The sequence below is a fragment of the Collinsella aerofaciens genome (assembly GCF_039752775.1).
Classification (GTDB): Bacteria; Actinomycetota; Coriobacteriia; order Coriobacteriales; family Coriobacteriaceae; genus Collinsella; species Collinsella aerofaciens_R.
This window is the reverse complement of record NZ_JBDMGT010000022.1, coordinates 1-23,066: the sequence shown is the minus strand read 5'-3', so window position 1 is coordinate 23,066 and position 23,066 is coordinate 1. Positions and strand designations below refer to the sequence as shown.

Sequence of the window (23,066 nt, the reverse complement as noted above, 5' to 3'; positions counted from 1 at the left end):
TCGGGGAAGAGGACCTTCGTGCGCGAAAAGCTCGGGTTCGCGGCGGACGATTTCGTCGACGCGGCGCAGTTTGCGGAGGGCGGCGTGCCTGCGGCTTTTGCCGGCCGTGTCGCGTACCGTGTTGAGGATCTCGTACGCGCGCTCGACGCTGACCGGGCCCTCGAGCGGCTGATCGGCTTCGACGTAGTGATTCTGCCCTTGGTCGGCTCGGGGGTCGTCCCTATGCGTGCGGAAGACGCCCAATGGCGCGAGCGCGCGGGGCGCCTGGGATGCGCGCTCGCTGCGCGCGCCGACGTCGTCGTGCGCATGACGTGCGGGATACCCCAGGTCATCAAAGGAAACCTTGCCGATGCGCCTCGAGGGACGCAGGGCGCGGGCGCGCCTTTGGAAGTCGTCTTCGTGCGCCATGGTGCCACGGCGGGCACGGAAGACCATCGCTACAGCGGGGCGGGCACCGACGAGCCCCTGTCGAGCGCGGGCGAGCGCGCTTTGCGCGACCTCGCGTGCTATCGTGACGTGTTCCGTGTTATCACGAGCGGCATGGCCCGCACCGACCAGACGGCGCGCATCCTCTTCCCGAACGCGGAGCTTATGGCGTGCCCCGGTCTGCGCGAGATGGATTTCGGCGACTTCGAGGGGCGAAGCGCCGCCGAGCTTAAAGAGGATGCGCGCTACCGCGCCTGGGTAGACTCCTGGTGCGAGTCGCGCTGCCCGCATGGCGAGGGCAAGAGCGATTTCACCCGCCGCGTCGTCGCGGCGTTTAAGGAGGCGTGCGAATCGGAGCGCGCCCAGGGGAGTGGGCGCGCCGTCTTCGTCGTTCACGCGGGTACCGTGAAAGCGCTGCTCTCCGAGCTAGCTGTCCCGAAAATGGGATACTTCGACGTGCATACCGAGCCGGGCGGCGCATGGGCCGCCACCTGGGATGGGCACTGCCTTCGCGACGTTCGCCTCGCTTCGGGGGGCGATGCCCGGTGATGACGATTCTTGCCGTCGCCGTCGGGTTCGCGGCCGACCTTGCCTTCGGCGACCCGCGCTGGCTTCCCCATCCCGTCGTTGCCATGGGGCGCGCGATCACGTGGGCCGAAGGCCGCCTGCGGGGCGCATTCCCGCAAACGTCCGCGGGCACGCGCGCCGCAGGGCTTGTGCTCGCTGTGGCGCTTCCGCTTGCGTGTGGGCTTTTGACCTGGGGAATCCTGCATCTTTGCGGCATGGTTCACTCCGGCTTGCGCTTCGTGGTCGAGGCATGGGCGAGCTATCAGATTCTCGCGGCATGCGAGCTACGCCGCCAGAGCCTGACCGTGGCCCGCGCGTTCTCGAAGGGCGGCCTTGTCGCGGCGCGCGAAGCCGTCGGGCTCATCGTGGGACGCGACACGTCTGTTCTCGACGAGCAGGGCGTCGCGCGCGCCGCCGTGGAAACGGTGGCGGAGAACGCGAGCGACGGCGTCATCGCGCCGCTTTTCTACCTTATGATCGGGGGTGCGCCCTTGGGTATGGCGTACAAGGCGGTGAACACGCTCGACAGCATGGTGGGCTACAAAAACGAGCGCTACATCGACTTCGGCTGCGCCTCGGCGCGCCTCGACGATGCGGCGAACTGGATTCCCTCGCGCTTATCGGCCTTGCTCATGATCGCCGTGTGCCCGATCGTCGGTCTCGACGCGCGCGGGGCGGCGCGCATCTGGCGCCGCGACAGGCGTCGCCATGCGAGCCCCAACGCGGCGCAGACCGAGTCAGCGTGCGCGGGCGCGCTCGGGCTGCGTCTGGCAGGACCCGCGGTGTATTTCGGCAAGCTCGTTGAGAAACCGACGATAGGCGACGCGTCCCGCGAAATCGAGTGGGGCGACATCGTCCGGGCGACAAGGCTCATGCTCGCCGCGTCCGTATGCGCGCTCGTCGTCTTCGGTGCCGCGCGTGCGGCGGTCGTGCTCGCCGTGGGGGCGATGGCATGAGGGAAGACCACGCCGCGCCCCGGGTTGCCGGGGGAATCCTGCGCGCCCGTGCGCATGGGGGTAGCACGCAATCGCTCGGCATCGCTTGCGAAGGGGGCGCCTCCGACCTCATTGACTTCTCGGTGAACGTGAATCCGGCAGGGCCCTCGCCGCGCGCCCTCGCCGCAGCTTGCAAGGCGCTTTCTCGAATCGACGCCTACCCCGATAGGGAAAGCCTCGCCCTCGTTCGCGCCCTAGCGCGCGCCCAGGGCATACCCGAAGATACTATCGTCTGCGGCGCGGGCGCGTCCGACATCATCTGGCGGCTCGCCGCGGCGGTGCGCCCGAAACGCATCGTCGTGTGCGCGCCGACGTTTTCTGAATATGCGGAGGCGGCATCGTACTACGGCGCATGCGTGCAGGAGTTCCCGCTCTCCGAAGCGGACGACTTCGACGTGCCCGCCTCCTTCGCCCGCGCGATTGGGGGGCCGGGAGACGTGGCGTACCTCTGCAATCCGAACAACCCGACGGGGCGCCTCGTCGACCCCAGCGTGATCGATGCCGCGGCTTGCCGCTGCGAGCAGGTGGGCGCGCTGCTCGTCGTGGACGAGTGCTTCCTCGGATTTGCGCCCGACGCCCGCGAAAGGAGCGTGGCTGCACGCGCCGCGTGTTCGCGCCATGTGGCCGTGCTCTCCGCGTTCACCAAGCTCTACGGAATGGCGGGGTTGCGGTTGGGATATCTGATCAGCGGAAACGCCCAACTCATCGAGGGGATTCGCCGGGCTGGGCAGGCGTGGCCCGTCTCCTCGGTCGCCGAGGCCGCGGGCATCGCCGCCCTGGAAGACGTTGAATACGTCTCGCGCACGCGCGATGTATTGGCAGGCGAGCGAGCGTGGCTTTCCCACGAGCTCTCCTCGCTCGGGCTTTCCGTCGTGCCGTCGGATGCGAACTTCCTTTTAGTCCGCACGCCGGCGAAAGACATCCCCGAGCGCCTGTATAAACAGGGGGTTTTGGTCCGCACGTGCGACTCGTTTTCGGTACTGTCCCGTTTCTGGTGCCGCGTCGCGGTGCGCACGCGCAAGGAGAATGCCCGGCTTGCGATGGCGTTCAGCCGCGTGCTTCGGGCGGAAGGCGCATCGGGCGAAGGCGAACCCGACGAACGGGGCGGTGCTTCTTGCGGCGGCGCTATGGCGGGCGCGGATGGCCGAGGCTCGGCGAAGGAGGTCGATACCCGTGGGTAGGGCGAAGCCCATCATGATCCAGGGCACCATGTCGAACGCGGGGAAGAGCCTGCTTGCGGCGGGACTGTGCCGTGTGCTTTCGCAGGACGGCCTGCGCGTGGCTCCCTTCAAGAGCCAGAACATGGCGCTCAACAGCGGTGTCACGGCCGACGGGCTAGAGATGGGGCGCGCCCAGATCATGCAGGCCGAGGCGTGCGGCATCGCGCCCGACGTGCGCATGAACCCCATTCTGCTCAAGCCCGAAAGCGACCACCGAAGCCAGCTCATCGTGGCCGGCAAGGCGCAGGGAGCCTTCGCTGCGAGGGACTACTTCGCGCGAAAGAAGGCGCTCATGCCGCAGATTTTGGAGGCGTTCGATTCGCTCGCGGAGGATAACGACGTCATCGTTATCGAGGGCGCCGGCAGCCCCGCCGAAATCAACCTTTCCGAAAACGACATCGTCAACATGGGGCTCGCGCGCGCCGTGTCCTCCCCCGTGTTGCTCGCGGGCGACATCGACCCAGGCGGGGTGTTTGCCCAGCTCTACGGTACGGTCGCGCTCTTTGCGCCCGAGGATCGCGCGCTTTTGCGGGGACTTGTGGTGAACAAGTTCCGCGGCGATGTGGAAATCCTGCGCCCGGGTTTGGCCCCGCTCGAGAAGATGTGCGGGGTTCCCGTCGTGGGTGTCGTGCCGTATCTTACGCTCGACCTGGACGACGAGGACTCGCTCGCGCCGCGCCTATCTGCCCGCGAGGCGCGCGGTGTCATCGACGTCGCCGTCGTGCGTCTTCCGCATCTGTCGAACTTCACCGACTTCGACCCGCTTTCGCGCGTGCCCGGCGTGGGCGTGCGCTATGTTTCCTCGACGACCGATCTGGGCCGACCCGACCTGGTGGTGCTTCCCGGCTCAAAGACCACGCTCGACGACGCGCGCTGGCTTGCGGCTAGCGGCATCGGAGCCTGTGTACGCGCGCTTTCGGGCGCGGGCACACCGGTGCTCGGCATATGCGGAGGCTACCAGCTCTTGGGAGACGAGCTTTCCGATCCGCACGGCAGGGAAGGCGCTGGCACCGCGCGCGGGCTCGGGCTCATCCCTGCAAGTACGGTGTTCAAGGAGGAAAAGCGCCTCGCCCAGTCGGAGCTGCGCATCACGGGCGCCCAAGGCGCGTTCTCGGTGTGGAACGGCATGACGGCGCGCGGGTACGAGATTCACGACGGCGAAACGACCGTCTCCTGCGCCCCTGCGGGCACGATTGGCGGCAAACCAGAAGGCGCGGCCTGCGGAAACGTGTTCGGAACCTATCTCCACGGCCTGTTCGACGAACCGGGGGTGGCGCTCGCCCTCGCGCGCTCGCTTGCGCGTATACGCGGCCTGCCCGAGAGCGTCGTGGGTGCTGCGGGCGCGGCGTCCGCGGCCGATCACCGTGCGCGCGAGTTCGACCGCCTGGCCGACGGCGTGCGCGGGGCGCTCGACATGGAGTATGTCTACCGCATTATCGAGGAGGGCGTATGATCCACGTGTATCATGGCGACGGCAAAGGCAAGACCACGGCGGCGATGGGCCTCGCCCTTCGCATGCTCGCCGCAGGCCGCCGCGTCGTCGTCGTGCAGTTCCTGAAAGACGGCGAAAGCGGGGAGGCGCGACTGCTCGCCGAGCATTTCGGCGTGCCCGTGTTCGCGGGGAAGGTGTCGGAAAAGTTTACCTGGTCCATGACGTCGGAAGAACTTGCCGCGACGTGCGAGCTGCACGATGGGAACCTTGCTTCCGCGCTCGCCGAGCTCAAGGGCGCGCAGGAGGGGCTGCTCGTGCTCGACGAGGCGCTCGACGCGCTTTCGAAGGGGCTTGTCGACGAGGAGCTCGTGGACCGCGCGCTCGATATGTCCGCGCGCGGCGTCGAAGTAGCGCTCACCGGGCGCGCGCCTTCCCGCAAGATCGTGGAAAAGGCCGACTACATAACCGAGATGCAGTGCGAGAAACACCCCTACGCTCAGGGGATATGTGCAAGGGAAGGAGTGGAGTACTAGATGGATTCCAAGGAGATGGCGCCTGGCGACATCGAGCGGCGCAGCTTCGAGATCATCACCGAAGAGCTCGGCGGCCGCTCGTTCCCGCCGCTCGAAGAGCCCGTCGTGAAGCGCGTCATCCATACCACTGCCGACTTCTCGTACGCCGATTCCCTCGTGTTCACCCATGACGCCGCGCACTGTGCGCTCGACGCACTGCGCGCAGGGGCCACGGTGCTCACCGACACGAACATGGCGCTCGCAGGCATAAGCAAGCCCGCACTCGCGAAGATCGGCTGCAAGGCCGTGTGCTACATGGCCGACCCTGATGTCGCCGCGGCTGCGCGCGCCGCGGGTACGACTCGCGCCGTTGCGAGCATGGACAAAGCTTGCGACATCGAGGGTCCGCTCATCGTGGCCGTCGGCAACGCTCCCACAGCACTTCTGCGCCTCGCCGAGCTCATGGACGCGGGGAAGATCGCGCCCGCGCTCGTCGTTGGGGTGCCGGTCGGGTTTGTGAACGTGGTCGAGGCGAAAGAGGAGCTACTCGCGCGACGCGTGCCGGCCATCGTCGCGAGGGGTCGCAAGGGCGGCTCTACCGTGGCGGCCGCCATTATGAACGCGCTGCTCTACCAGATCACGCGCCCAGGCGGCCCGAAGTGACGGCGCCCGCATCCGCGCCGGCGCTGCGCATCTTCGCCGGCACCACCGAGGGCCGCCTTCTGTGCGAATGGGCGAGCGGGTCGGGCATCCCCGCCCTTGCCTACGCGGCAACCGAGTACGGAGGCGAGCTTTTGGGCGAACTTCCGGGCATCGAGGTGCATGCGGGCAGGCTCGACGAGGCCGACATGGAGCGCGAGCTTTCCGGCGCGCGCATCGTCGTCGACGCCACGCACCCCTTCGCTACGCTCGCAAGCGGCAACATCCGGGCCGCTTCGCTCGCCGTGGGTGCACGATGCCTGCGCCTTGCGCGCCCGGCTGAGGCGCTACCCAAAGGCGTCGTGTCGGTCGCGTCGATCGCCTGCGCGGCGCGCTTTCTCTCCGAGAACCCGGGTCGTGCGCTTCTCACGACGGGGAGCAAGGAGCTTGCTCCCTACACGCGCGTCGCCGATTTCACGGAGCGCTTCTTCGTGCGTGTGCTCCCGCTGCCCGGTGCTATAACGAAGTGCATCGACGCGGGGTTTTCGCCGTCGCACGTCATCGGTATGCAGGGGCCCTTCACCCGCGAGCTCAACGAGGCGATGCTTCGGCAGGTGAGCGCCCAGTGGCTTGTGACCAAGGACTCGGGTACCGTAGGCGGCACGGCCGAGAAGCTCGCCGCCGCGCGCGACGCGGGGGCGAGCTGCATCGTGGTCACCCGTCCCGCCGAGGGAGGCGGGGCCCTTTCGCTTCGGGAAGTGGAAGACGCGCTTTTACGGGAGTTCGCGCGCTAGGCGCTCTAATTCACCGCAACTTGTTGGTGGTGGCTTACTGGTAGCGTAGGCACTCCACCGGGTCGAGCTTTGCCGCGCGGCGAGCGGGATAGAAGCCAAAGATTACGCCGATGCCGACCGATACGGCAAACGCGATCAACACTGTCGTAATGGAGAAGCTTGGCGTGATCGTCCCGGTAGCTCCAAACTCGCTCATGATGCCCGAGCTTGCGGCAAAGAACGTGAGTCCCCATGCCAGCAGATAGCCAATCAGGACACCCAGCAGGCCACCGGTGACGCACAGTGCCGAGGACTCGGCCAAAAACTGCGCGGTGATATCGCGACGACTGGCGCCCAGAGCGCGGCGGATGCCGATCTCGCGGATGCGCTCGGTCACGTTGGTGAGCATCATATTCATAATGCCGATACCGCCGACAAGCAGCGAGATGCTGGCGACAGCACCCATGATGAGCGAGAATGCGCCCATAAAGGAGTTGAGTGCATCGATGGCGCTTTTCATGGAGGTCGCCGATACACTGTCGTACTCATCATCCTCCGCGATGCCCTTCATTGCGCGCACCTTGGACTCGATGGTCTTGCAGAGCTCATCCATGTCCGTGCCCTCGGCGGCAAGTGCCGTCACACTGGGGAATGAAGGATTCTCGTCGCCAAACAACTCGGAGATGGTTTCGCGTGGCATATACAGCGTAAGCGAGCCCATGGAGTCGCTGCCGCCATCAATCACGCCTACAATCTGCACCTCGCCGTTGGACACCTTGATGGTTTTCCCCAGCGCATCCTGTTCGTTGCCGTAAAGCTGATCGGCGCCGTTGCGGCTGATGAGCGCCACGCGCGAGCCTGACTGGGACTCGGCCTGGGAATAGGTGCGCCCCGCAACGAGCTTGCTGGCCCCCACGGCGTCGAGCATGTCGCTATCGACACCTTGTGCCATGACGGTATAGCTTTTATCGCCGGTCTTGTACTCGGTATACGCGCTGTCGACAATGCCGATCTGCTCTATCTGCGGCACCAGTTTTTGAAGCTTCTCGATGTCCGACTCGGTGAGTTCTTGCGACGAATAGATTTGCACCATGCGTGCCGCATTGAGACCCAGACTGTTGACCAGGCTGTTTTGGATGCCGCCGATGAGCGAAGTCATGGCGATTACCGAGGCGATGCCGATGACAATGCCCAGGATGGTGAGCAGGCTGCGCCCCTTGTTGGCTTCGAGCGAGTGAAGGGCTTCCTGGATGAGATCGCGGGCGCTCATGCCACCACTCCTTTCGTCGGGTTGACGCAGGCGGAAATCATGGGCAGGCTATCTACGGCGCTGCGCAGGGTTCGCGGTGCATGTGGAATATACGCGCCGTCGTGAATGCGACCGTCGCGGATGGTCACGGCACGGTCGGCCTCGGCGGCGATGCCGGGGTCGTGTGTGATGAGCACGATGGTCTTGCCGCGCTCCTGAAGCTTGTGGAATGTTTCCATGACGAGCGCTCCGGTTGCGGAGTCCAGGTTTCCCGTCGGCTCATCGGCCAGGATGATGGGCGGGTCATTGACAAGGGCGCGCGCGATGGCGACACGCTGCATCTGGCCGCCCGAGAGCTCGGATATGCGGTGGTCCCAGTGGTCGACCGGTAGCGTGACGGCCTGCAGCGCGTGCACGGCGCGCATTTCGCGCTGGCTTCGGGGCACATTGGTGTAGGCCAGCGGCAGCATGACGTTTTCGATAACCGACAGGCGCGGCAGCAGGTTGAAGCTCTGAAAGACAAAGCCGATGCTCAGGGCGCGGACTTCGGTGAGCTCGTCATCATCGAGCTCGGCCACGTTAAGCCCTTGCAGGTAGTAGTCGCCTGCCGTTGGCTTATCCAGGCAGCCGAGGATGTTCATGAGCGTTGATTTGCCCGAGCCCGATGGGCCAGTGATGGCGACGAATTCGCCGGGATTTACCGCCAGGCTCACGTTGTGCAGGATGTGGGCGCACCCCGCCTCGCTCTCAAAGATGCGGTGCACGTTGCGGATGTCGATAACGGGACGCATTACATGCCCTCGTCGGCAGACATACTGCCCGAATCCGCGCCGTAGCCGCCGTCAGCCGTTGCGTCCGCTCCGGTGTCCATGACGAGGGTGTCGCCATCGCGCAGCTTGGTAACCGGCACGCCAGGGTTGATCTCGTTGCCCTGGTCGTCGTGCTTGACCTGCGTCTTGCCGACTACGGCTTCGTTGTCGTTTTGCGTCACGACGGTCACCTTCACGCGACGGGTTTGCTTGCCCTCGTCATCAGTCGCCACGTTGACGTAATAGTGTTCGCCGTCTTCGGTCATGAGCGCCATCGTCGGCACCATCACCACGTCGTCGAGCTGCTCGGTCACCACCGATACCTCGGCCGTCATGCCCGGCTTCAGGCGCGCGTCGGGCGCCTCGATGAGGATGTCGACGTTAAAGGTTACGCTGCCGCCGCCACTGTTGGCGGCGTCGGAGTTTGCCACCGACGCGATAGCCGTGACGGTGCCCTGGCTCACGATATCGGGAAACGCGGGATACGTGACGTTGGCGCTCTGCCCAACGGCGATCTTGGCGATGTCCTTTTCGCCCACCTGCACGGTCACCTTCATCTTGGACATGTCGGCGATCTGCATGCACTGCTTGCCGCCGCTCGTATCGCTTTCGCCCATGATCATGCCGCCTGTAACCGTGGCGCCCACTTTGGCATTGAGCTCCACGATGCTGCCCGAGCTCGGGGCCGTGACCGTACGGCTGGCGGCCTTGGCGTTCGCCTGATCAAGGTTTGCCTGGGCCGAAGCGAGGCTGCGCTGCGCGGCCGATACGGCGTTCGTGTCCGCTGATGCGTCGGAGACGCCAGCCGCTGCGGAAGCTCCATCGACGTCCGTCGTTGGGGTGGCCTGCGCGGCAGCTGCGGCTTTCTGCGCGTTGGCGAGGTCTTCCTGAGCGGCTGCAACTGCACGTTGCGCCTCGGCAACGTTGCGATCGAGCTCGTCGTTTTTAATGGTCATAAGCACGTCGCCCTCGTTGACGGATTGGCCCGCCTGCACGTTGATCGAATCGACCGTACCGTCGACAGAAGGGGAGACCACTGAGGACGAAATGGGTTTGAGCTGGCCTTTAGCCTCGACCGTTGTGGTAAACGTGCCCTCGGTCACCATGTCGGTCACAGGCCCGCTAGCGCCCTGAGGCTGCGCATTGATAACCAGGGTTGCGACAATGGCAATGAGCGCGATGGCACCTACGACACCGACGGCAATGCCGCGTCGAATCAGCTTTTTGCGTCGACGTTCGGCACGTTTTGCTTTGAGCTTGGCATATGCCTCTTCATCGGAAATCTCGGCCGCATCGTTCGCGCGTCCGCTCTGCTTATCGGCATGTACGTTTGTAACCAGAGGAATCGTTTCGGTGACATCTTCGGGCGTGTGCTCGGTATCATCCGGGCCCGGGGTGGTCGTGGGGACATTCGGCATAGCGTCTCCTTTATAGAAAGTACCTTGATAAGTATATGCGCCCACCGGTTGGGGTGGGCGCATGGGACGGTTTCTTTCGGAACTGTTAGATTGGTCGCAGCAGTTCCACGTTGTAGGAATGCGCGCGTTGCACTACGAGTGGACAACCACGCACAGGCCGACTTTGATGCAGTCGTGAAGTGCCTTGGCGTCGGCCAGTCGCAGGTTAATGCAACCGTGGCTGCCGCACCACTTGTACGACTCGGCGTTATCGAAGCTCTTGTCGTTTTGCCAGGTGGCATCGTGGAAGCCGATCATGTTGCCCTCAAACGGCATCCAGTAGCTCACCGGACTCTCGTATTTGGGCTTACCGGTCTCGGGGTCCTTGGCTCCGATCAGGGTGCTGCCGCCGTCGTTGCTGTTGATCTGCCACACGCCCTCGGGGGTGGCGTCTTCGCCCGGTTTGCCGGAAATAAAGTTGGCCTCCCAGACGATATTACCGTTCTCGTCATAGTAGCGCGCGTGCTGCTCGGACAGGTCGACGTCGATGTATGCCTTCCAGTCGGGCTCTCCCTTTGCGGTAAAGGTGTCGGCCTTCTGGGAGTACTTGATCTCGATCTCGCCGGTCTGCTTGTTGTTAATAGCGTCTTCGACCTGCTTGGCGAGCGAGCTGCTGTCGATGGACCAACCAAAGTCACCGCCTTCGACGGCGCACTGCTTGCCATCGGCGCGCGTCCACCAGCGAGTGGAGCCCACGGTATTAAAGCCGTTGGCGAGCTCGGCTGCCCAGCTACTGATCTGCGACGTATCGAGCGTGGGGTTGGCCGGATCGGCAAAGCTGATCCACTGCAACACGGAGCTGCCATCAACCTTTCCGGCATCCTCGCCGTTGAGCTTAAGGGTCACGTTGACGCCCAGGAAGTTGTTGGCGGCATCACATGCAGCCTGAATCTGATCATCGGTCAGCGTTCCATTGAGCGGCTCATAGGCATCGTTGCCGAGCTTAGAAAGATCTACGGTCTCGGCCAGCGAGGCAAGCTCGAGCTCGGCATACTTAATGACATGCTCGCGGTTGAGTTTTTCGTTGGAGCGCGCCTTCTCGACGGTAAACTTGCCGGCCTGCTCGTCATAGGAGCTATTGGCCTCGAACGTGCCCGAACGTCCTTCGTTAAACTCGTCGATGGCGGCGCCCAGATCCTTCTCAAACTTCTTTTGGTCAAAGGTATCGGAGAGCATGGACAGGTCGACGTCTTGATCAAGATCGACTTCGTTGGTGGTAGCGGTTGTTTTGGTCTTGCCGCTTAAGGATTCCACAAGGCGGACCGGCCATACAAAGGCTTCGTTGTGGCTGATGATCTCTTTTGCTGCAGCTTCGCCATCGACGATGGGTTCATCGGACTCGGGCTGATAGGTCCAGCTAAAGTCATCTCCTGTCACGGTGAGCTTATAGTGCTTCCATGCCGAGTTGACCTTGGTGGCGGCAGACGAAGCGTTGGAGAACGAGACGTCGACGCCGGCGATGGTGGTGTTGGCGTAGGCTACCTGCGAAAACGCTACGACGCCTACGATATAGACAATGACGATTAGACCCAAGACGACAAAGAGCGTCGTCTTTTTGCCCGACTTATTGTTGCCGGCGGACTTGCGCGCGGGGCCGCGATCGCCTCGAGCGTGCGTGGGGGGCAGCTTGGGCGCGTTGCCGTTTGCCTGGCGTTGCTGACGTTGTTGACGCTGCTGGTTCGGGCGTTGGGAAGCGTTTGTCGCACCACGCTGCTGACCGTGGCTCGGCGCGATAGGACGCGGCGACTGAACGCCGCCGGTGTGCCTGCTCGGCTGCTGCGGATCGGGAATCAGTTGAGTTCGATCGTTTTGCGACATCGTATGCATATCCTTCGATTTTCGCCTTGCGGTTCATCGTGTTTTTACTGTGCTTGCATTATAGCGATTGCCCTGCTGTTTGTGGTACGGAAACGGTGGCATTCAAAAGAGGTGGGACATTAGTCCCACCTTTGAGTCGTTCTTTGCCGCTATCCGCACACACCGCATTTTGCACATGCCGAAAGTGCGGCCGGAGCCTGCGCGATGCCGCCCTTTGCCGTCTCGCGCAGCGTGGCCGGCAACGCGTGGCCCACCGAGAGCATGACATGTGCCATCTGGTCAAACGGCACCAAGCTCTTAATGCCTGCGAGGGCGAGTTGTGCCGAGCTAAAGGCCGCTGCCACGCCAATGGCGTTGCGGTTTTGGCAGGGCACCTCCACGAGGCCACCGACGGGGTCACAAACGAGGCCCAGCAGGTTACTCAGCGCGATGGAACTGGCGTCGAGCGCCTGCTCGGGCGTGCCGCCGAGCATCTGCACCAGCGCGGCGGCTGCCATGGCGGCGGCGCTTCCCACCTCGGCTTGACAGCCACCCTCGGCGCCGGCGACGCAGGCGCTCGTGGTGAGGTTGAGGCCGATGGCGGCTGCGCAGTAGAGCGCGTCCATGACTTGCTCGTCGTCGAGCTGCAGGCGATCGGCGAGCGCCAGCACGCAGCCGGGCACAACACCCGCGGACCCTGCCGTGGGGGCGGCGACAATCACGCCCATGGTAGCGGAGCGCTCGAGCACGGCCATGGCGCGGGCAACGGCGTCGGTCTGGACGGCGCCCATCAGGCTTGCACTCAAATCGTTGCAGCGGGTTGCTTCGACGAGCTTGGCCTCGCCGCCGATAAGCCCGCCGAGCGAGCGTTGCGGATTGGCGATGGGGGCCGTGGTCTCCTCGCGCATGACGTCGAGCACGCGGCGCATGGCGGCGACGGCGTGGGCCTCGCCGGTCAGACGCGCCTCGCGAACGGCCATGACGGCGCCGATGCTGAGCCCCAGTTCCTCGCACGCATCGAGCAGCTGCTCGCCGTCGTCGAAGATTTCCTTGGCCGAGACGCCGGGGGAGATCGACGAGGCAGAACCGGGGAGCTCGATAAACGTTGCGTAATCGACATTGTCGAGCTTGCGCAGCATGGGGACGACGGTGTCGTCGGGCGCGCCGTCGGTCTCAAAGACGGAGTAGGCCTGGCCGCCCACTTCGGTGCGGTAGGTGCGGCAGAAGGCGATGTTTACATGGGCGTAGGCGAGCAGGTTGGTGAGCGCGGCGAGTACACCGGGGACGTCCTTGTGCGCCACGAAGAGCGTGGAATACATGCCCGAGATGTCGACGCCGACGCCGTTAATGCGGCTGATGCGCATCTTGCCGCCGCCCAGGCTCTCGCCGCGGACCTGTGCCGTGGCGCCCGTGTCGTCGACCATGTCGATGTCGACGGTGTTGGGATGGATGGACGCGTCGTCGCCCTTGATGTCAAAGTGATATTCGAGGCCCTGCTCGCGTGCGAGGTCGAAGGCCTGCTTGATGTTCTCGTCATCGGTGTCGAGGCCCAGTATGCCCGCGACGAGCGCACGGTCGGTGCCGTGGCCGCGGTAAGTGTGGGCGAAGGAGTTCCACAGGCCAAAGGTGACTTTGGTGATGCGGCCTTCCAGCAGGCTGGCGGCAACTTGGGCGCAGCGCAGGGCGCCGGCGGTGTGCGATGAGCTGGGGCCGACCATGACGGGGCCCAAGATCTCGAATGCCGAGGTCGTAGCTAGTGTTTGCGGCTTGCCTGCCATGGGTGCTCCTTCTCTATCCCGTCGTTCCGAGGGCTTTGGTATTTGGTCGCCTGCTCTACAGTCCTGGCTCGCACGGAGGCCACATTAAGTGGCCTCCGGCTCGTGCGGAACTCGCGATCGACCAAATACCAAAGCCCTCGGAACTTAGGATACATGGTAGAGGCGCTCATGCTGCAAAATCCATCAGCTGGAGACCTATTCTGTGCTCCATGTCGACTCATCTTCACCACCGATTAAATAAAAAAGAGGTACCGGTTGTTTCGGTACCTCTTTTTGGTGCGTTTCTATTTGGCTGTAGCTTTAGCCGCGTGCTTACAGGCCGCAGGCTGCTTTGAGTTCTTCGACTCGGTCGGTTTTCTCCCAGGTGAAGTCGGCGTCTTCGCGGCCGAAGTGACCGTAGGCTGCCGTCTTTTCGTAAATCGGGCGACGCAGGTCTAGGTCGCGGATGATTGCGCCCGGGCGCAGGTCGAAGGTCTTCTCTACGGCCTCGACGATCTTGTCCTCGGCAACATGTGCGGTACCGAAGGTGTCGACCATGATTGAGAGGGGCTTGGAAACGCCGATGGCGTAGGCAAGCTCGACTTCGCAGCGGTCGGCCAGACCGGCGGCGACTACGTTCTTGGCGACCCAGCGCGCGGCATACGCGGCGGAGCGGTCGACCTTGGTGCAGTCCTTGCCGCTAAAGGCGCCGCCGCCGTGACGGCCATAACCGCCGTAGGTGTCGACGATGATCTTGCGGCCGGTGAGGCCCGTGTCGCCCATGGGGCCGCCCACGACAAAGCGACCGGTGGGGTTCACGTAGATGTCCGCGTTGTCCCACGGCATGTTCTCAGCGGCCATGACCGGGGTGATGACGTGCTCGATGAGGTCGGCCTTGATCTTGCCCATGTCCTCGATCTCGGCGGCGTGCTGCGTGGAGATGACGATGGTCGTGACCTCGACAGGCTTGCCTTCCTCGTAGCGCACGGTGACCTGGGTCTTGCCGTCGGGACGCAGATAGGCGAGGGTACCGTCGTGACGCACGGCGGCCAGGCGCTCGGCCAGGCGGCTTGCCAGGTAGTGCGGCATGGGCATGAGGGTCTTGGTCTCGTTGGAGGCATAACCGAACATCATGCCCTGGTCGCCGGCACCGATCAGATCGATCGGGTCGGTGGTAGCGCCGGTCTGGGTCTCGAAGGACTCGTCGACGCCCTGGGCGATATCGGGCGACTGCTCGTGGATAAGGCTCATAACGCCGCAGGTGTCGCAGTCAAAACCGAACTTGGCACGGTTGTAGCCAATGCGGCGGATGACGCCACGGGCGATTTCCTGTACGTCGACATAGGCCTGGGTGCGAATCTCGCCGGCGACGATGACGGTGCCGGTGGTCACGAGGGTCTCGCAGGCGCAGCGGACGTTCTCCACGTTGGCGGGCACGCCGTTGGGGGCGATGTAGCCCTGCTCCTGGAGCTCTATTTCTTTGGAGAGGATTGCGTCGAGGACGGCGTCGCTGATCTGGTCAGCGATCTTATCTGGATGACCTTCGGTCACCGACTCCGACGTAAAAACAAAGGACCCGTGTTGGGGCGGGATGGAACGAAGTTCTTCTGACATGATTGTCCTTTCAAAAACGTGTCCCGGCGACCGTTACCATTCCGCCGGGCTCTCTATGCAAGGGCACATCATAGCGCGTAAATCAAACATTCACACCCTTTCCGCACCTACTCATTGGGGACAGACTTAAATTACTCATTGGGGACAGACTTAAATGATCAGCCTTGCCTAAGTGCCGACAGGTTGCCCAAAGACTGGTCATTTAAGTCTGTCCCCAATGAGTAGGTCGGTGCCCTTTGTGCGGAGGTTGCTTTGATGCTTTATACTGATGCGGTTAGACATCCATCCTGCAATCGAGGAGATATCCATGGCATCAGACGTTCGCGTCCGCTTTGCACCCTCACCGACGGGCAAGCTGCACATCGGCGGCGCCCGCACCGCTATCTATAACTGGGCTTTCGCCCGTGCTAACGGCGGCACGTTCATCCTGCGCATCGACGACACCGACCCCACCCGCTCCACCGACGAGAACACGCAGATCATCCTGCGCGCCATGCGTTGGCTGGGCCTGGACTGGGACGAGGGTCCCGAGGTGGGCGGCGATTTTGGCCCCTACGCCCAGACCGAGCGCCTGGACCTGTACAAGCAGGCCGCCCAGAAGCTTTGGGACGAGGGCAAGGCCTATCCCTGCTTCTGCACCAAGGAGCAGCTCGAAGCCGACCGCAAGGCCGCGCAGGAGCGCAAGGACCCCTTCCAGGGCTATCAGCGCCGTTGCCGCGATCTTGATCCCGAGGAGGCCCGCCGTCGCATCGAGGCCGGCGAGTCCTACGTCCTTCGCATCAAGGTGCCCGAGGACCGCGGCGACGTCGTCATCCACGACGCCGTCCACGGCGAGGTAACCTTCGACGCCAAGGAGCTTGACGACTTTGTCATCTTCCGGTCCGACGGCACGCCCACGTACAACTTCGCGACCGTCGTCGATGACGCCATGATGAAGATCACTCACGTCATCCGCGGCGACGACCACCTGTCCAACACCCCGCGTCAAGTCATGGTCTACGAGGCCCTCGGCGCGCCCGTGCCCACGTTCGCCCACATCTCCATGATTCTGGGCGCCGACGGCAAGAAGCTCTCCAAGCGCCACGGCGCCACCTCGGTGGAGGAGTACCGCGACGCCGGCTACCTGTCCGATGCCTTCGTCAACTACTTGGCGCTGCTCGGCTGGTCGCTCGACGGCGAGACCACGATCATCCCGCGCGATGTCCTGGCCAGCAAGTTCTCGCTCGACCGCATCTCCAAGAACCCGGCGACTTTCGACCCCAAGAAGCTCGACTGGGTCAATGCCGAGTACATCAACGGCATGTCCGATGCTCAGTTTGCCGACGAGATCATGGTCCCCGAGCTGCACGAGGCGGGTCTCATCGAGGGTAACGTCGAGTACGGCGAGGATTGGATCGACGCGCTTGCCGCCATCGTTAAGCCGCGCACCAAGATGCCGGCCGACGCCGTGACCGTCGCCGCTCCCATTTTCGCTACGGCCGAGACGCTCGAGTATGACGAGAAATCCGTCAACAAGGGCCTGGCCAAGGAGGGCATGGGTGCCATTCTTGATGCCGCCAAGGCCGCGCTCGAGGGTGTGAACGAGTGGACCGCCGCGAACATCGACGCCGCGCTTGAGCCGCTGCCCGAGCAGATGGACCTCAAGAAGCGCGTGGTGTTCCAGGCCGTGCGCGTCGCCGTCTGCGGCAACATGGTGAGCCCTCCGCTGGGCGAGACCATGGCGCTCGTCGGCCGCGACGACTGCCTGGCGCGCATCGACCGCGCCCGCACGATGGCGCTTTAATCGCTGCGCAAACGTTTGTATCCGAGCCCCGTTCACCCTGAGCGGGGTTCTTGTTTCTGTAGACGAATGGGATGGGAGGTGCTGGGGCCATGGCCGAGCAACTTTCGCTGTTTGGTTCGCCGGATCCGGAGGAGACTCCGGCGGCGCCGGCATCCGGTGCTGCCCTGGCCAAGCCCGAGCCTTCACCTGAGCCCATTGCCGCCTACACGAGCGTGGTTCTCGACATCCCCACCCGTGCGCTGTCCGAACCGTTTGCTTACGGCATTCCTGAGTCCCTTGCGAGCGAGGCCCAGGTCGGATCGACGGTTCTGGTCCACTTTGGCAACCGTGCCGCCGCAGGCTATATCGTCGATATTGCGCCCGAACTGGGCGACTTGCAAGGCAACATTACCCTCGACACCGCGCGCATCAAGCCCATCGAGACCATCCTCAGCAAACCGCTCTTTGGCGCCGAGTCCGCCCGTATCGCGCGCTGGATGAGCCGCGAGTATGTTGCGACGCTTTCCGAGTGCCTGCGCCTGTTCTTGCCTCCGGGCGGAAGCCCGCGCGTGGTCAAGGGCGACGACGGCGTGTGGGCCGTTGAGCGCCCCGCCGTCAAACCCATCCAAAACCGCTGGGTCAGGCTCACGCCCGAGGGCTTCGACTATACGCCTCCCAAAACGGCGGTCCGCCAGCGTCAGCTCATCGAGGCACTACAGTGCGGCCCGGTCACAACGCGCGACCTCAACCTGCTCTACAACAGCATGTCGGCGACCATCAAGGCGCTCGAAAAACGCGGCGTCGTCGTGGTGGAGGAGCGTCGTGCGTGGCGTGGCTGCAGCGAGCAGACCACGCTGTCCTCGGCAAGCGGCAAGGCGCCGGTCTCCCTTACCAACGGCCAGAAGCAGGCACTCGCGCAGATTGAGCGCGCCCGTCTGGACGCTCATGGCGACGTGGTGCTGGTCGACGGCGTCACCGGCTCCGGCAAAACCGAGGTGTACCTCTCCGCCATCGAGCGCGTGCTGGCGGCCGGCCGTTCGGCTTGCGTGCTGGTGCCCGAGATCTCGCTGACGGCCCAGACCGTCGGCCGCTTCCGTTCGCGCTTTGGCGAGACGGTCGCCGTGTTCCATTCGCGCCTTTCGGCCGGCGAGCGCCTGGACCAGTGGGATATAGTCGCCAGCGGTGCGGCCCGCGTGGTCGTCGGCGCCCGCTCGGCGCTCTTTTGCCCGCTCAGCAACCTTGGTCTCATCATCATCGACGAGGAGCACGAGACTAGCTATAAGCAGGGCTCCAGTCCGCGCTACCACGTGCGCGAGGTGGCAGCCGAGATGGCACGGCGCTACCGCTGCCCGCTCGTGTTGGGCTCCGCCACGCCATCTGCCGAGTCCCTCGACCGCTGCCGCCGTGGCACGTATAACGGTGCCACCTGGACGCGCGTCGAGATGCCCGAGCGCCCGGGACACGCCGTGTTGCCCACGGTTCGCATTGCCGATCTGCGTCGCGAGTTCTCGCACGGTAGCCGCTCCATGTTCTCAAAACCGCTTATAGAAGGCCTTGAGCGTGTGGTCGAGCGCCGCGAGAAGGCCGTGCTGCTGCATAACCGCCGTGGCTTTGCGCCGTTCCTGATGTGCCGCGAGTGCGGCTGCGTCCCCACCTGCAACCACTGCTCCACCGCGCTTACGTATCACGAGCGCACACACACGCTGCAGTGTCACACATGCGGTTCGTCTTGGCGCGTGCAGCCCTATCCGGCGGCCACGAGCCGTTGCCCCAAATGTGGCAGTCGCTACCTGGCAAAAATGGGCCTGGGCACTCAGCAGATCGAGGACGCACTGCACCAGATGCTGCCCGACGACGTCGCCATCATTCGCATGGATGCCGATTCCACGCGCGGCAAGGACGCGCACAAAAAGCTGCTCGAGCAGTTCGATGCCGCCGATTGCGCGGTGCTGCTGGGCACCCAGATGATTGCAAAGGGCCTTGACTTTCCCGAGGTCACGCTGGTGGGCGTGGTCAATGCCGACTTTGCGCTAAAGCTGCCCGATTTTAGAGCGGGGGAGCGCGCCTACGATCTGCTGGAGCAGGTTGCAGGCCGTGCCGGCCGCGGCGATCGCCCCGGCGAGGTTATCATCCAGACCTATTTGCCCGAGGATCCGGTCATTCGCGCCGTCGCTGAGCACGATCGTTCGATCTTTACCGACTACGACCTGGATCAGCGCCGCGATGCGCTGTACCCGCCGTTTGTTCGCCTGGTCAACATCTTGGTGTGGTCGGCGAACCGAGACGACGCGCAGAACTACATCGGACGTATCGCAAAGCTCCTCAAGCGCCGCTGGCACGCCGCCGCACCCGACTTTTTGCGGGCGGGCAGCGCGGTGCCGCAGGTGCTGGGCCCGGCTTCGTGTGTAATCGAGAGAGCCAAGGACCGTTACCGCTTCCATCTGCTTGTAAAGTCGCCGGTAGGGTACCATGTCTCTGATGATATCGACGCCTGCCTCAAAGAGGTGGGCTCCGTGCGCGGCGTGAGCGTGAGCGTTGACGTCGATGCCTATGATTTGATGTAACAACCCGAAAGGATGGCCATGGAAGCCAACGGAATCGTACTGTCGCCCGACCCTCGCCTGCGCCAGGAGTGCGCCGTCATCGAGGAGATCACCCCGGCTATCGAGACGCTTGCCGAGAAGATGAAGAAGATGATGTTCGACAACGGCGGTTGCGGCCTGGCCGCTCCGCAGATCGGTGAGCTCATTCAGCTCGTTACCATCGACTGCGATTACACCGACAAGAACGACTATGACCCGTACGTGCTCATCAACCCTGTCATTGTTGAGCAGAGCGACCATCTGGTGCCGTTTAGCGAAGGCTGCCTTTCCATCCCTGGCATTAGCTGCGAGATCGAGCGTCCCGATCACGTTGTCGTCGAGGCGTATGACCTGGATGCCAACCTGATCCGCTATGAGGCCACGGGCGACCTGTTCTGCGTGTGCCTGCAGCACGAGATCGATCACCTGCACGGCAATACCATGTTCGAGCGACTCAAGCCGATGCAGCGTATCAAGGCCGTCAAGGAGTACCAGGACGCCCTGGCCCGCGGCGCTCGACCGGGCGAGACCGAATAGGTTAATTGTCCGTCCCTGGGATGGGGCCCACACATATCATCCCGTGCTCAAACATTCTCGCTGCGCTGCGAAACTGCGCGCGGGACGATATGTGTGGGCCCCATCCCAGGGACTACGTTGTCGCTCTTCGTTTCGCCCGGGTGCCGTTGGGTCAGGGAGGGGCGTCTTCGCTGATAATTGCTTTGTTGGAAGAGCTGCTTTTATGCGGCTCTTTCTTTGTTTTTGGGTATATTTGTTTCTGTTGAATTGTTATTGCGGCTGGGTGCGCTTGCGACCTGGAACGCTTTTTTGTAGCCGTCTCGGCTCGTTATTGAGAGGAGACTATCTTTTATGCGTATTGTGTTTATGGGTACGCCTGATTTTGCTGTGCCTTCGCTGACTTCACTTGTTGAGGCTGGGAACGAGATTGCGCTTGTTGTTACTCGTCCCGATGCTGTTCGTGGGCGTGGTAAGAAGCTTGAGCCTTCTCCTGTTAAGTCCAAGGCGCTTGAGCTGGGGTTGCCGGTTATTGAGGCCAATCGTATGACGCCGGAGGTTGTTGAGGCGCTCCAAGCTGCGCAGGCTGATATTTTCTGTGTGGCTGCCTATGGCTGCATTTTGCCTGATGAGGTGCTGCATGTGGCGCCGCTTGGTATTGTGAATGTTCATGCTTCGCTGCTGCCTCGTTGGCGTGGTGCTGCTCCCATTCAGCGTGCCATTCTTGCTGGTGACGAGGTTGCCGGTGTTTCCATTATGCGCATTGGGCATGGCGTGGATACGGGCGCTTATTGCGCGCAGGCCTCGACGTCGGTTTCCGGTAAGCATGCCGAGGCGCTCACGATGGAGCTTGGCGAGCTGGGCGGCAAACTTCTTGCCGATACGCTTCCCTCGCTTGCCGATGGCTCGGCTGTTTGGACTGAGCAGGATGAGTCGCTCGTCACTCATGCTGCCAAGATTTCCAAGCAGGAGATGCGTCTGGATCCGCAGATGGCGGCTCTCGATTGCGTGCGTCATGTGCTCGCTTCGTCCGACACCGCGCCCGCTCGTTGTGTGATCGCTGGCAAGACGGTTCGCGTGCTCGATGCCGCGCCGGCTGATGTGTCGCTTGGCGAGGGCACTGTTGCCGTCAAGAGCAAGCGTGTTTACCTGGGACTTTCCGATGGCGCGGTTGAACTGCTCGAGGTTAAGCCCGATGGCAAGCGTGCCATGGCTGCTTCTGCCTGGGCTGCCGGCCTGCAGGGTGTCGACCTTACGTGGGGTGTACTGTCATGAGCAAGTTGTCTCCCGCGCGCAAGCTTGCGCTCGATGTGTTGATGGAGGCCGATCGCCACGGTATGTATGCGCGCGACGTGCTCTCGTCCCGCGCTTCCGCCAAGGCCATTGACCAGCGCGATTCCGCTTTTGCCGCTCGTTTGGCGCTCGGTGTTGCCGCCACGCAGGGTATTTTGGATGAGTTGCTCGATCAGTTTTTGGATAAGCCCAAAAAGGTCGCGCCGCGCGTTCGCATGGCGCTTCGCATCTCGGCCTTCGAGATGCTCTACCTGCACACGCCGGGCCGCATTGCCGTGAGCCAGGGTGTTGAGCTGGTACGCATCGGTGCTAAGTCTGCCGCGGGCCTGGCTAACGCGGTGCTGCACAAGGTTGCGGACAACGTTGAGGACTTTGCCACGGCATCCGACGTGGATGAGTCCGAGCGCCGCCTGGTTCGCCTTTCGCGTTTGATGGGTCTTCCTCGCTGGCTGTGCGCTCGTATTATGGCCTCGTTCGATACGCCCGAGGGCGCGCTCAACTTTGCCGGTAACCTGGCGCCTGCGCCGCTTGCACTGCACGAGAATGCGTTTGCGACCAAGGCCGACCCGTATATCTCGCAGCTCGTTGCGCCTGTCTTCCCGGGTTGCCATGCTCCGGTCGATGCGCAGGTCACGGTTGCATCGGGCGTGTTTGAGCGTGCTGCCGCGGTTGCCTCGGACCTCAACGCTCAGCTTATCGCTACTGCCGCGACACGTCCCGGTCGTTGCCTGGAGATTGGCGCCGGTCGCGGCACCAAGACCTATGTGATGATGTGCCAGGCCAAGCGCGCCGGGTACGAGCGTCAGCATACCGCGCTCGATCTGCACGATCGTAAGTGCGATCAGAATCTCGCGCGCCTGCATAAGGCGGGCATCTCGGGCGTTCGTACGGTGTCGGGCGATGCCTGCGAGCTCAATGAAGTGCTCACGTCGTTTGATGCCATGCTCGGCGAGCCTGCCCTGTTCGACACGGTGTTTATCGATGCGCCGTGCTCTGGCACTGGCACCATGCGCCGTCACCCCGAGATTCCGTGGCGTCTGACCGAGAACGACGTTACGACTGAGCTGCCCCGTCTGCAGCTGACGATGCTCAAGGAAGCAGCCGCGCGCGTGGCTGCCGGCGGTGAGCTTATCTATGCCACATGCTCGGTTTTTGATGAAGAGAACACGCAGGTCGTGGATGCTTTCCTGGCCTCTCCCGAGGGCGTCGGCTTTACCGTGGCGCCGCTCTCCGAAGCTCAGATTCTGCAGCTCCCCGAGTACGACCATGCCAAGAGCCTCGTCACTCTCCGCCAAAATCCTCGAGGCCTCTTCCAAAGTGTCCCCGTAAACGCCGACTCCTACGACGGCCACTTCTGCGCCCGCCTGATCCACAAGTAACTACTAAGTTGCGGTGAAATAGGGATCGAATAGCGGCTTCTAGCCGCCAAACAGTCCTTATTTCACCGCAGCTCAGGATGTCCTGCGAGTGGAGATCGCAATAGCGGTAAAGAGTGGTAAAAATAGCCCTGTCTCATGCTTGCTGTTATCAAAAGTAGGGCGGATTACGGGGCTAGATTGGTGATGCCCGACCACAGCAAAAATGGCTTAAATAAAACCGACGCTCCTATAAGTTGTCAATAGGCAGTTTGCGGGAGCGCTCCCTTCAATTCGCACAGGAGCTCGTAATA

General features: G+C 63.3%; 18 protein-coding genes. 12 read left to right on the top strand and 6 right to left on the bottom strand.

All coding sequences use genetic code 11. The annotated features are described in order from the left end of the window. The first annotated feature begins 18 nt into the window (after positions 1-18). Genes ABHR63_RS06885 through cobK form a run of 7 tightly spaced genes read left to right on the top strand, consistent with a single transcriptional unit; the run spans position 19 to position 6,585 of the window. Positions 19-975: a histidine phosphatase family protein gene (locus ABHR63_RS06885; protein ID WP_346965927.1), complete on the top strand. Its 957-nt coding sequence runs from the start codon at positions 19-21 to the stop codon at positions 973-975. After that, the gene (gene cbiB / locus ABHR63_RS06880; protein ID WP_346965052.1) at positions 975-1,949 is read left to right on the top strand and encodes an adenosylcobinamide-phosphate synthase CbiB; all 975 of its coding nucleotides are present in this window, start codon (positions 975-977) and stop codon (positions 1,947-1,949) included. Before ABHR63_RS06885 ends, cbiB begins: the two co-directional genes overlap by 1 nt. Continuing rightward, a complete protein-coding gene (locus ABHR63_RS06875; RefSeq protein WP_270225276.1) occupies positions 1,946-3,169 on the top strand; it encodes a pyridoxal phosphate-dependent aminotransferase in 1,224 nt (407 codons plus the stop codon). Before cbiB ends, ABHR63_RS06875 begins: the two co-directional genes overlap by 4 nt. Continuing rightward, complete coding sequence (locus ABHR63_RS06870) at positions 3,162-4,661, top strand: cobyric acid synthase (protein WP_270225273.1); 1,500 nt, start codon at positions 3,162-3,164, stop codon at positions 4,659-4,661. The genes ABHR63_RS06875 and ABHR63_RS06870 overlap by 8 nt, the downstream gene beginning before the upstream one ends. Beyond that, positions 4,658-5,173, top strand: a complete 516-nt coding sequence (locus ABHR63_RS06865; RefSeq protein WP_270225271.1) for a cob(I)yrinic acid a,c-diamide adenosyltransferase — start codon at positions 4,658-4,660, stop codon at positions 5,171-5,173. The genes ABHR63_RS06870 and ABHR63_RS06865 overlap by 4 nt, the downstream gene beginning before the upstream one ends. Next, the gene (locus tag ABHR63_RS06860; RefSeq protein WP_270226826.1) at positions 5,174-5,815 is read left to right on the top strand and encodes a precorrin-8X methylmutase; all 642 of its coding nucleotides are present in this window, start codon (positions 5,174-5,176) and stop codon (positions 5,813-5,815) included. Beyond that, positions 5,812-6,585: a precorrin-6A reductase gene (gene cobK, locus ABHR63_RS06855; protein ID WP_346965053.1), complete on the top strand. Its 774-nt coding sequence runs from the start codon at positions 5,812-5,814 to the stop codon at positions 6,583-6,585. The genes ABHR63_RS06860 and cobK overlap by 4 nt, the downstream gene beginning before the upstream one ends. Before the next feature lie 34 nt (positions 6,586-6,619). Here the strand turns inward: cobK and ABHR63_RS06850 are convergent, their stop codons facing one another. The 6 genes from ABHR63_RS06850 to metK all read right to left on the bottom strand — a co-directional run bounded on the left by ABHR63_RS06850 (position 6,620) and on the right by metK (position 15,247). Next, positions 6,620-7,834, bottom strand: coding sequence for an ABC transporter permease (locus ABHR63_RS06850; RefSeq protein WP_346965054.1), 1,215 nt, complete (start codon positions 7,832-7,834; stop codon positions 6,620-6,622). Next, a complete protein-coding gene (locus tag ABHR63_RS06845; RefSeq protein ID WP_346965055.1) occupies positions 7,831-8,604 on the bottom strand; it encodes an ABC transporter ATP-binding protein in 774 nt (257 codons plus the stop codon). Before ABHR63_RS06845 ends, ABHR63_RS06850 begins: the two co-directional genes overlap by 4 nt. After that, positions 8,604-10,040, bottom strand: a complete 1,437-nt coding sequence (locus ABHR63_RS06840; protein WP_346965056.1) for an efflux RND transporter periplasmic adaptor subunit — start codon at positions 10,038-10,040, stop codon at positions 8,604-8,606. Before ABHR63_RS06840 ends, ABHR63_RS06845 begins: the two co-directional genes overlap by 1 nt. 132 nt (positions 10,041-10,172) lie before the next feature. Then, complete coding sequence (locus ABHR63_RS06835; RefSeq protein WP_346965925.1) at positions 10,173-11,897, bottom strand: L,D-transpeptidase; 1,725 nt, start codon at positions 11,895-11,897, stop codon at positions 10,173-10,175. Between the two features lie 149 nt (positions 11,898-12,046). Continuing rightward, positions 12,047-13,654: an L-serine ammonia-lyase, iron-sulfur-dependent, subunit alpha gene (gene sdaAA, locus ABHR63_RS06830; protein ID WP_346965058.1), complete on the bottom strand. Its 1,608-nt coding sequence runs from the start codon at positions 13,652-13,654 to the stop codon at positions 12,047-12,049. Positions 13,655-13,966: 312 nt separating this feature from the next. Continuing rightward, positions 13,967-15,247 (bottom strand): methionine adenosyltransferase, encoded by a 1,281-nt coding sequence (metK, locus tag ABHR63_RS06825; RefSeq protein WP_346965059.1) that lies wholly within the window; start codon positions 15,245-15,247, stop codon positions 13,967-13,969. Positions 15,248-15,554: 307 nt separating this feature from the next. Between metK and gltX the strand changes: the two genes are divergently transcribed. The 5 genes from gltX (at position 15,555) to ABHR63_RS06800 (ending at position 22,776) form a co-directional block, all read left to right on the top strand. Next, entirely contained in the window at positions 15,555-17,030 is a 1,476-nt protein-coding gene (gltX, locus tag ABHR63_RS06820; RefSeq protein WP_238023152.1) for a glutamate--tRNA ligase, read from the top strand. A gap of 89 nt (positions 17,031-17,119) precedes the next feature. After that, a complete protein-coding gene (gene priA / locus ABHR63_RS06815; protein WP_346965060.1) occupies positions 17,120-19,573 on the top strand; it encodes a replication restart helicase PriA in 2,454 nt (817 codons plus the stop codon). An 18-nt stretch (positions 19,574-19,591) separates the two neighbouring features. Next, positions 19,592-20,128: a peptide deformylase gene (gene def, locus ABHR63_RS06810; protein WP_346965061.1), complete on the top strand. Its 537-nt coding sequence runs from the start codon at positions 19,592-19,594 to the stop codon at positions 20,126-20,128. Between the two features lie 330 nt (positions 20,129-20,458). Beyond that, the gene (gene fmt / locus ABHR63_RS06805; protein ID WP_346965062.1) at positions 20,459-21,379 is read left to right on the top strand and encodes a methionyl-tRNA formyltransferase; all 921 of its coding nucleotides are present in this window, start codon (positions 20,459-20,461) and stop codon (positions 21,377-21,379) included. Next, the gene (locus tag ABHR63_RS06800) at positions 21,376-22,776 is read left to right on the top strand and encodes an RsmB/NOP family class I SAM-dependent RNA methyltransferase (RefSeq protein WP_346965063.1); all 1,401 of its coding nucleotides are present in this window, start codon (positions 21,376-21,378) and stop codon (positions 22,774-22,776) included. Before fmt ends, ABHR63_RS06800 begins: the two co-directional genes overlap by 4 nt. Positions 22,777-23,066 lie beyond the last annotated feature (290 nt).

Bases quoted from the DNA above. Each gene is read 5' to 3' on its own strand.
- cbiB (WP_346965052.1), top strand. From the start codon at position 975: ATGACGATTCTTGCCGTCGCCGTCGGGTTCGCGGCCGACCTTGCCTTC.
- ABHR63_RS06875 (WP_270225276.1), top strand. From the start codon at position 1,946: ATGAGGGAAGACCACGCCGCGCCCCGGGTTGCCGGGGGAATCCTGCGC.
- ABHR63_RS06865 (WP_270225271.1), top strand. From the start codon at position 4,658: ATGATCCACGTGTATCATGGCGACGGCAAAGGCAAGACCACGGCGGCG.
- ABHR63_RS06860 (WP_270226826.1), top strand. From the start codon at position 5,174: ATGGATTCCAAGGAGATGGCGCCTGGCGACATCGAGCGGCGCAGCTTC.
- ABHR63_RS06850 (WP_346965054.1), bottom strand. From the start codon at position 7,834: ATGAGCGCCCGCGATCTCATCCAGGAAGCCCTTCACTCGCTCGAAGCC.
- ABHR63_RS06845 (WP_346965055.1), bottom strand. From the start codon at position 8,604: ATGCGTCCCGTTATCGACATCCGCAACGTGCACCGCATCTTTGAGAGC.
- ABHR63_RS06840 (WP_346965056.1), bottom strand. From the start codon at position 10,040: ATGCCGAATGTCCCCACGACCACCCCGGGCCCGGATGATACCGAGCAC.
- ABHR63_RS06835 (WP_346965925.1), bottom strand. From the start codon at position 11,897: ATGTCGCAAAACGATCGAACTCAACTGATTCCCGATCCGCAGCAGCCG.
- sdaAA (WP_346965058.1), bottom strand. From the start codon at position 13,654: ATGGCAGGCAAGCCGCAAACACTAGCTACGACCTCGGCATTCGAGATC.
- metK (WP_346965059.1), bottom strand. From the start codon at position 15,247: ATGTCAGAAGAACTTCGTTCCATCCCGCCCCAACACGGGTCCTTTGTT.
- gltX (WP_238023152.1), top strand. From the start codon at position 15,555: ATGGCATCAGACGTTCGCGTCCGCTTTGCACCCTCACCGACGGGCAAG.
- priA (WP_346965060.1), top strand. From the start codon at position 17,120: ATGGCCGAGCAACTTTCGCTGTTTGGTTCGCCGGATCCGGAGGAGACT.
- def (WP_346965061.1), top strand. From the start codon at position 19,592: ATGGAAGCCAACGGAATCGTACTGTCGCCCGACCCTCGCCTGCGCCAG.
- fmt (WP_346965062.1), top strand. From the start codon at position 20,459: ATGCGTATTGTGTTTATGGGTACGCCTGATTTTGCTGTGCCTTCGCTG.
- ABHR63_RS06800 (WP_346965063.1), top strand. From the start codon at position 21,376: ATGAGCAAGTTGTCTCCCGCGCGCAAGCTTGCGCTCGATGTGTTGATG.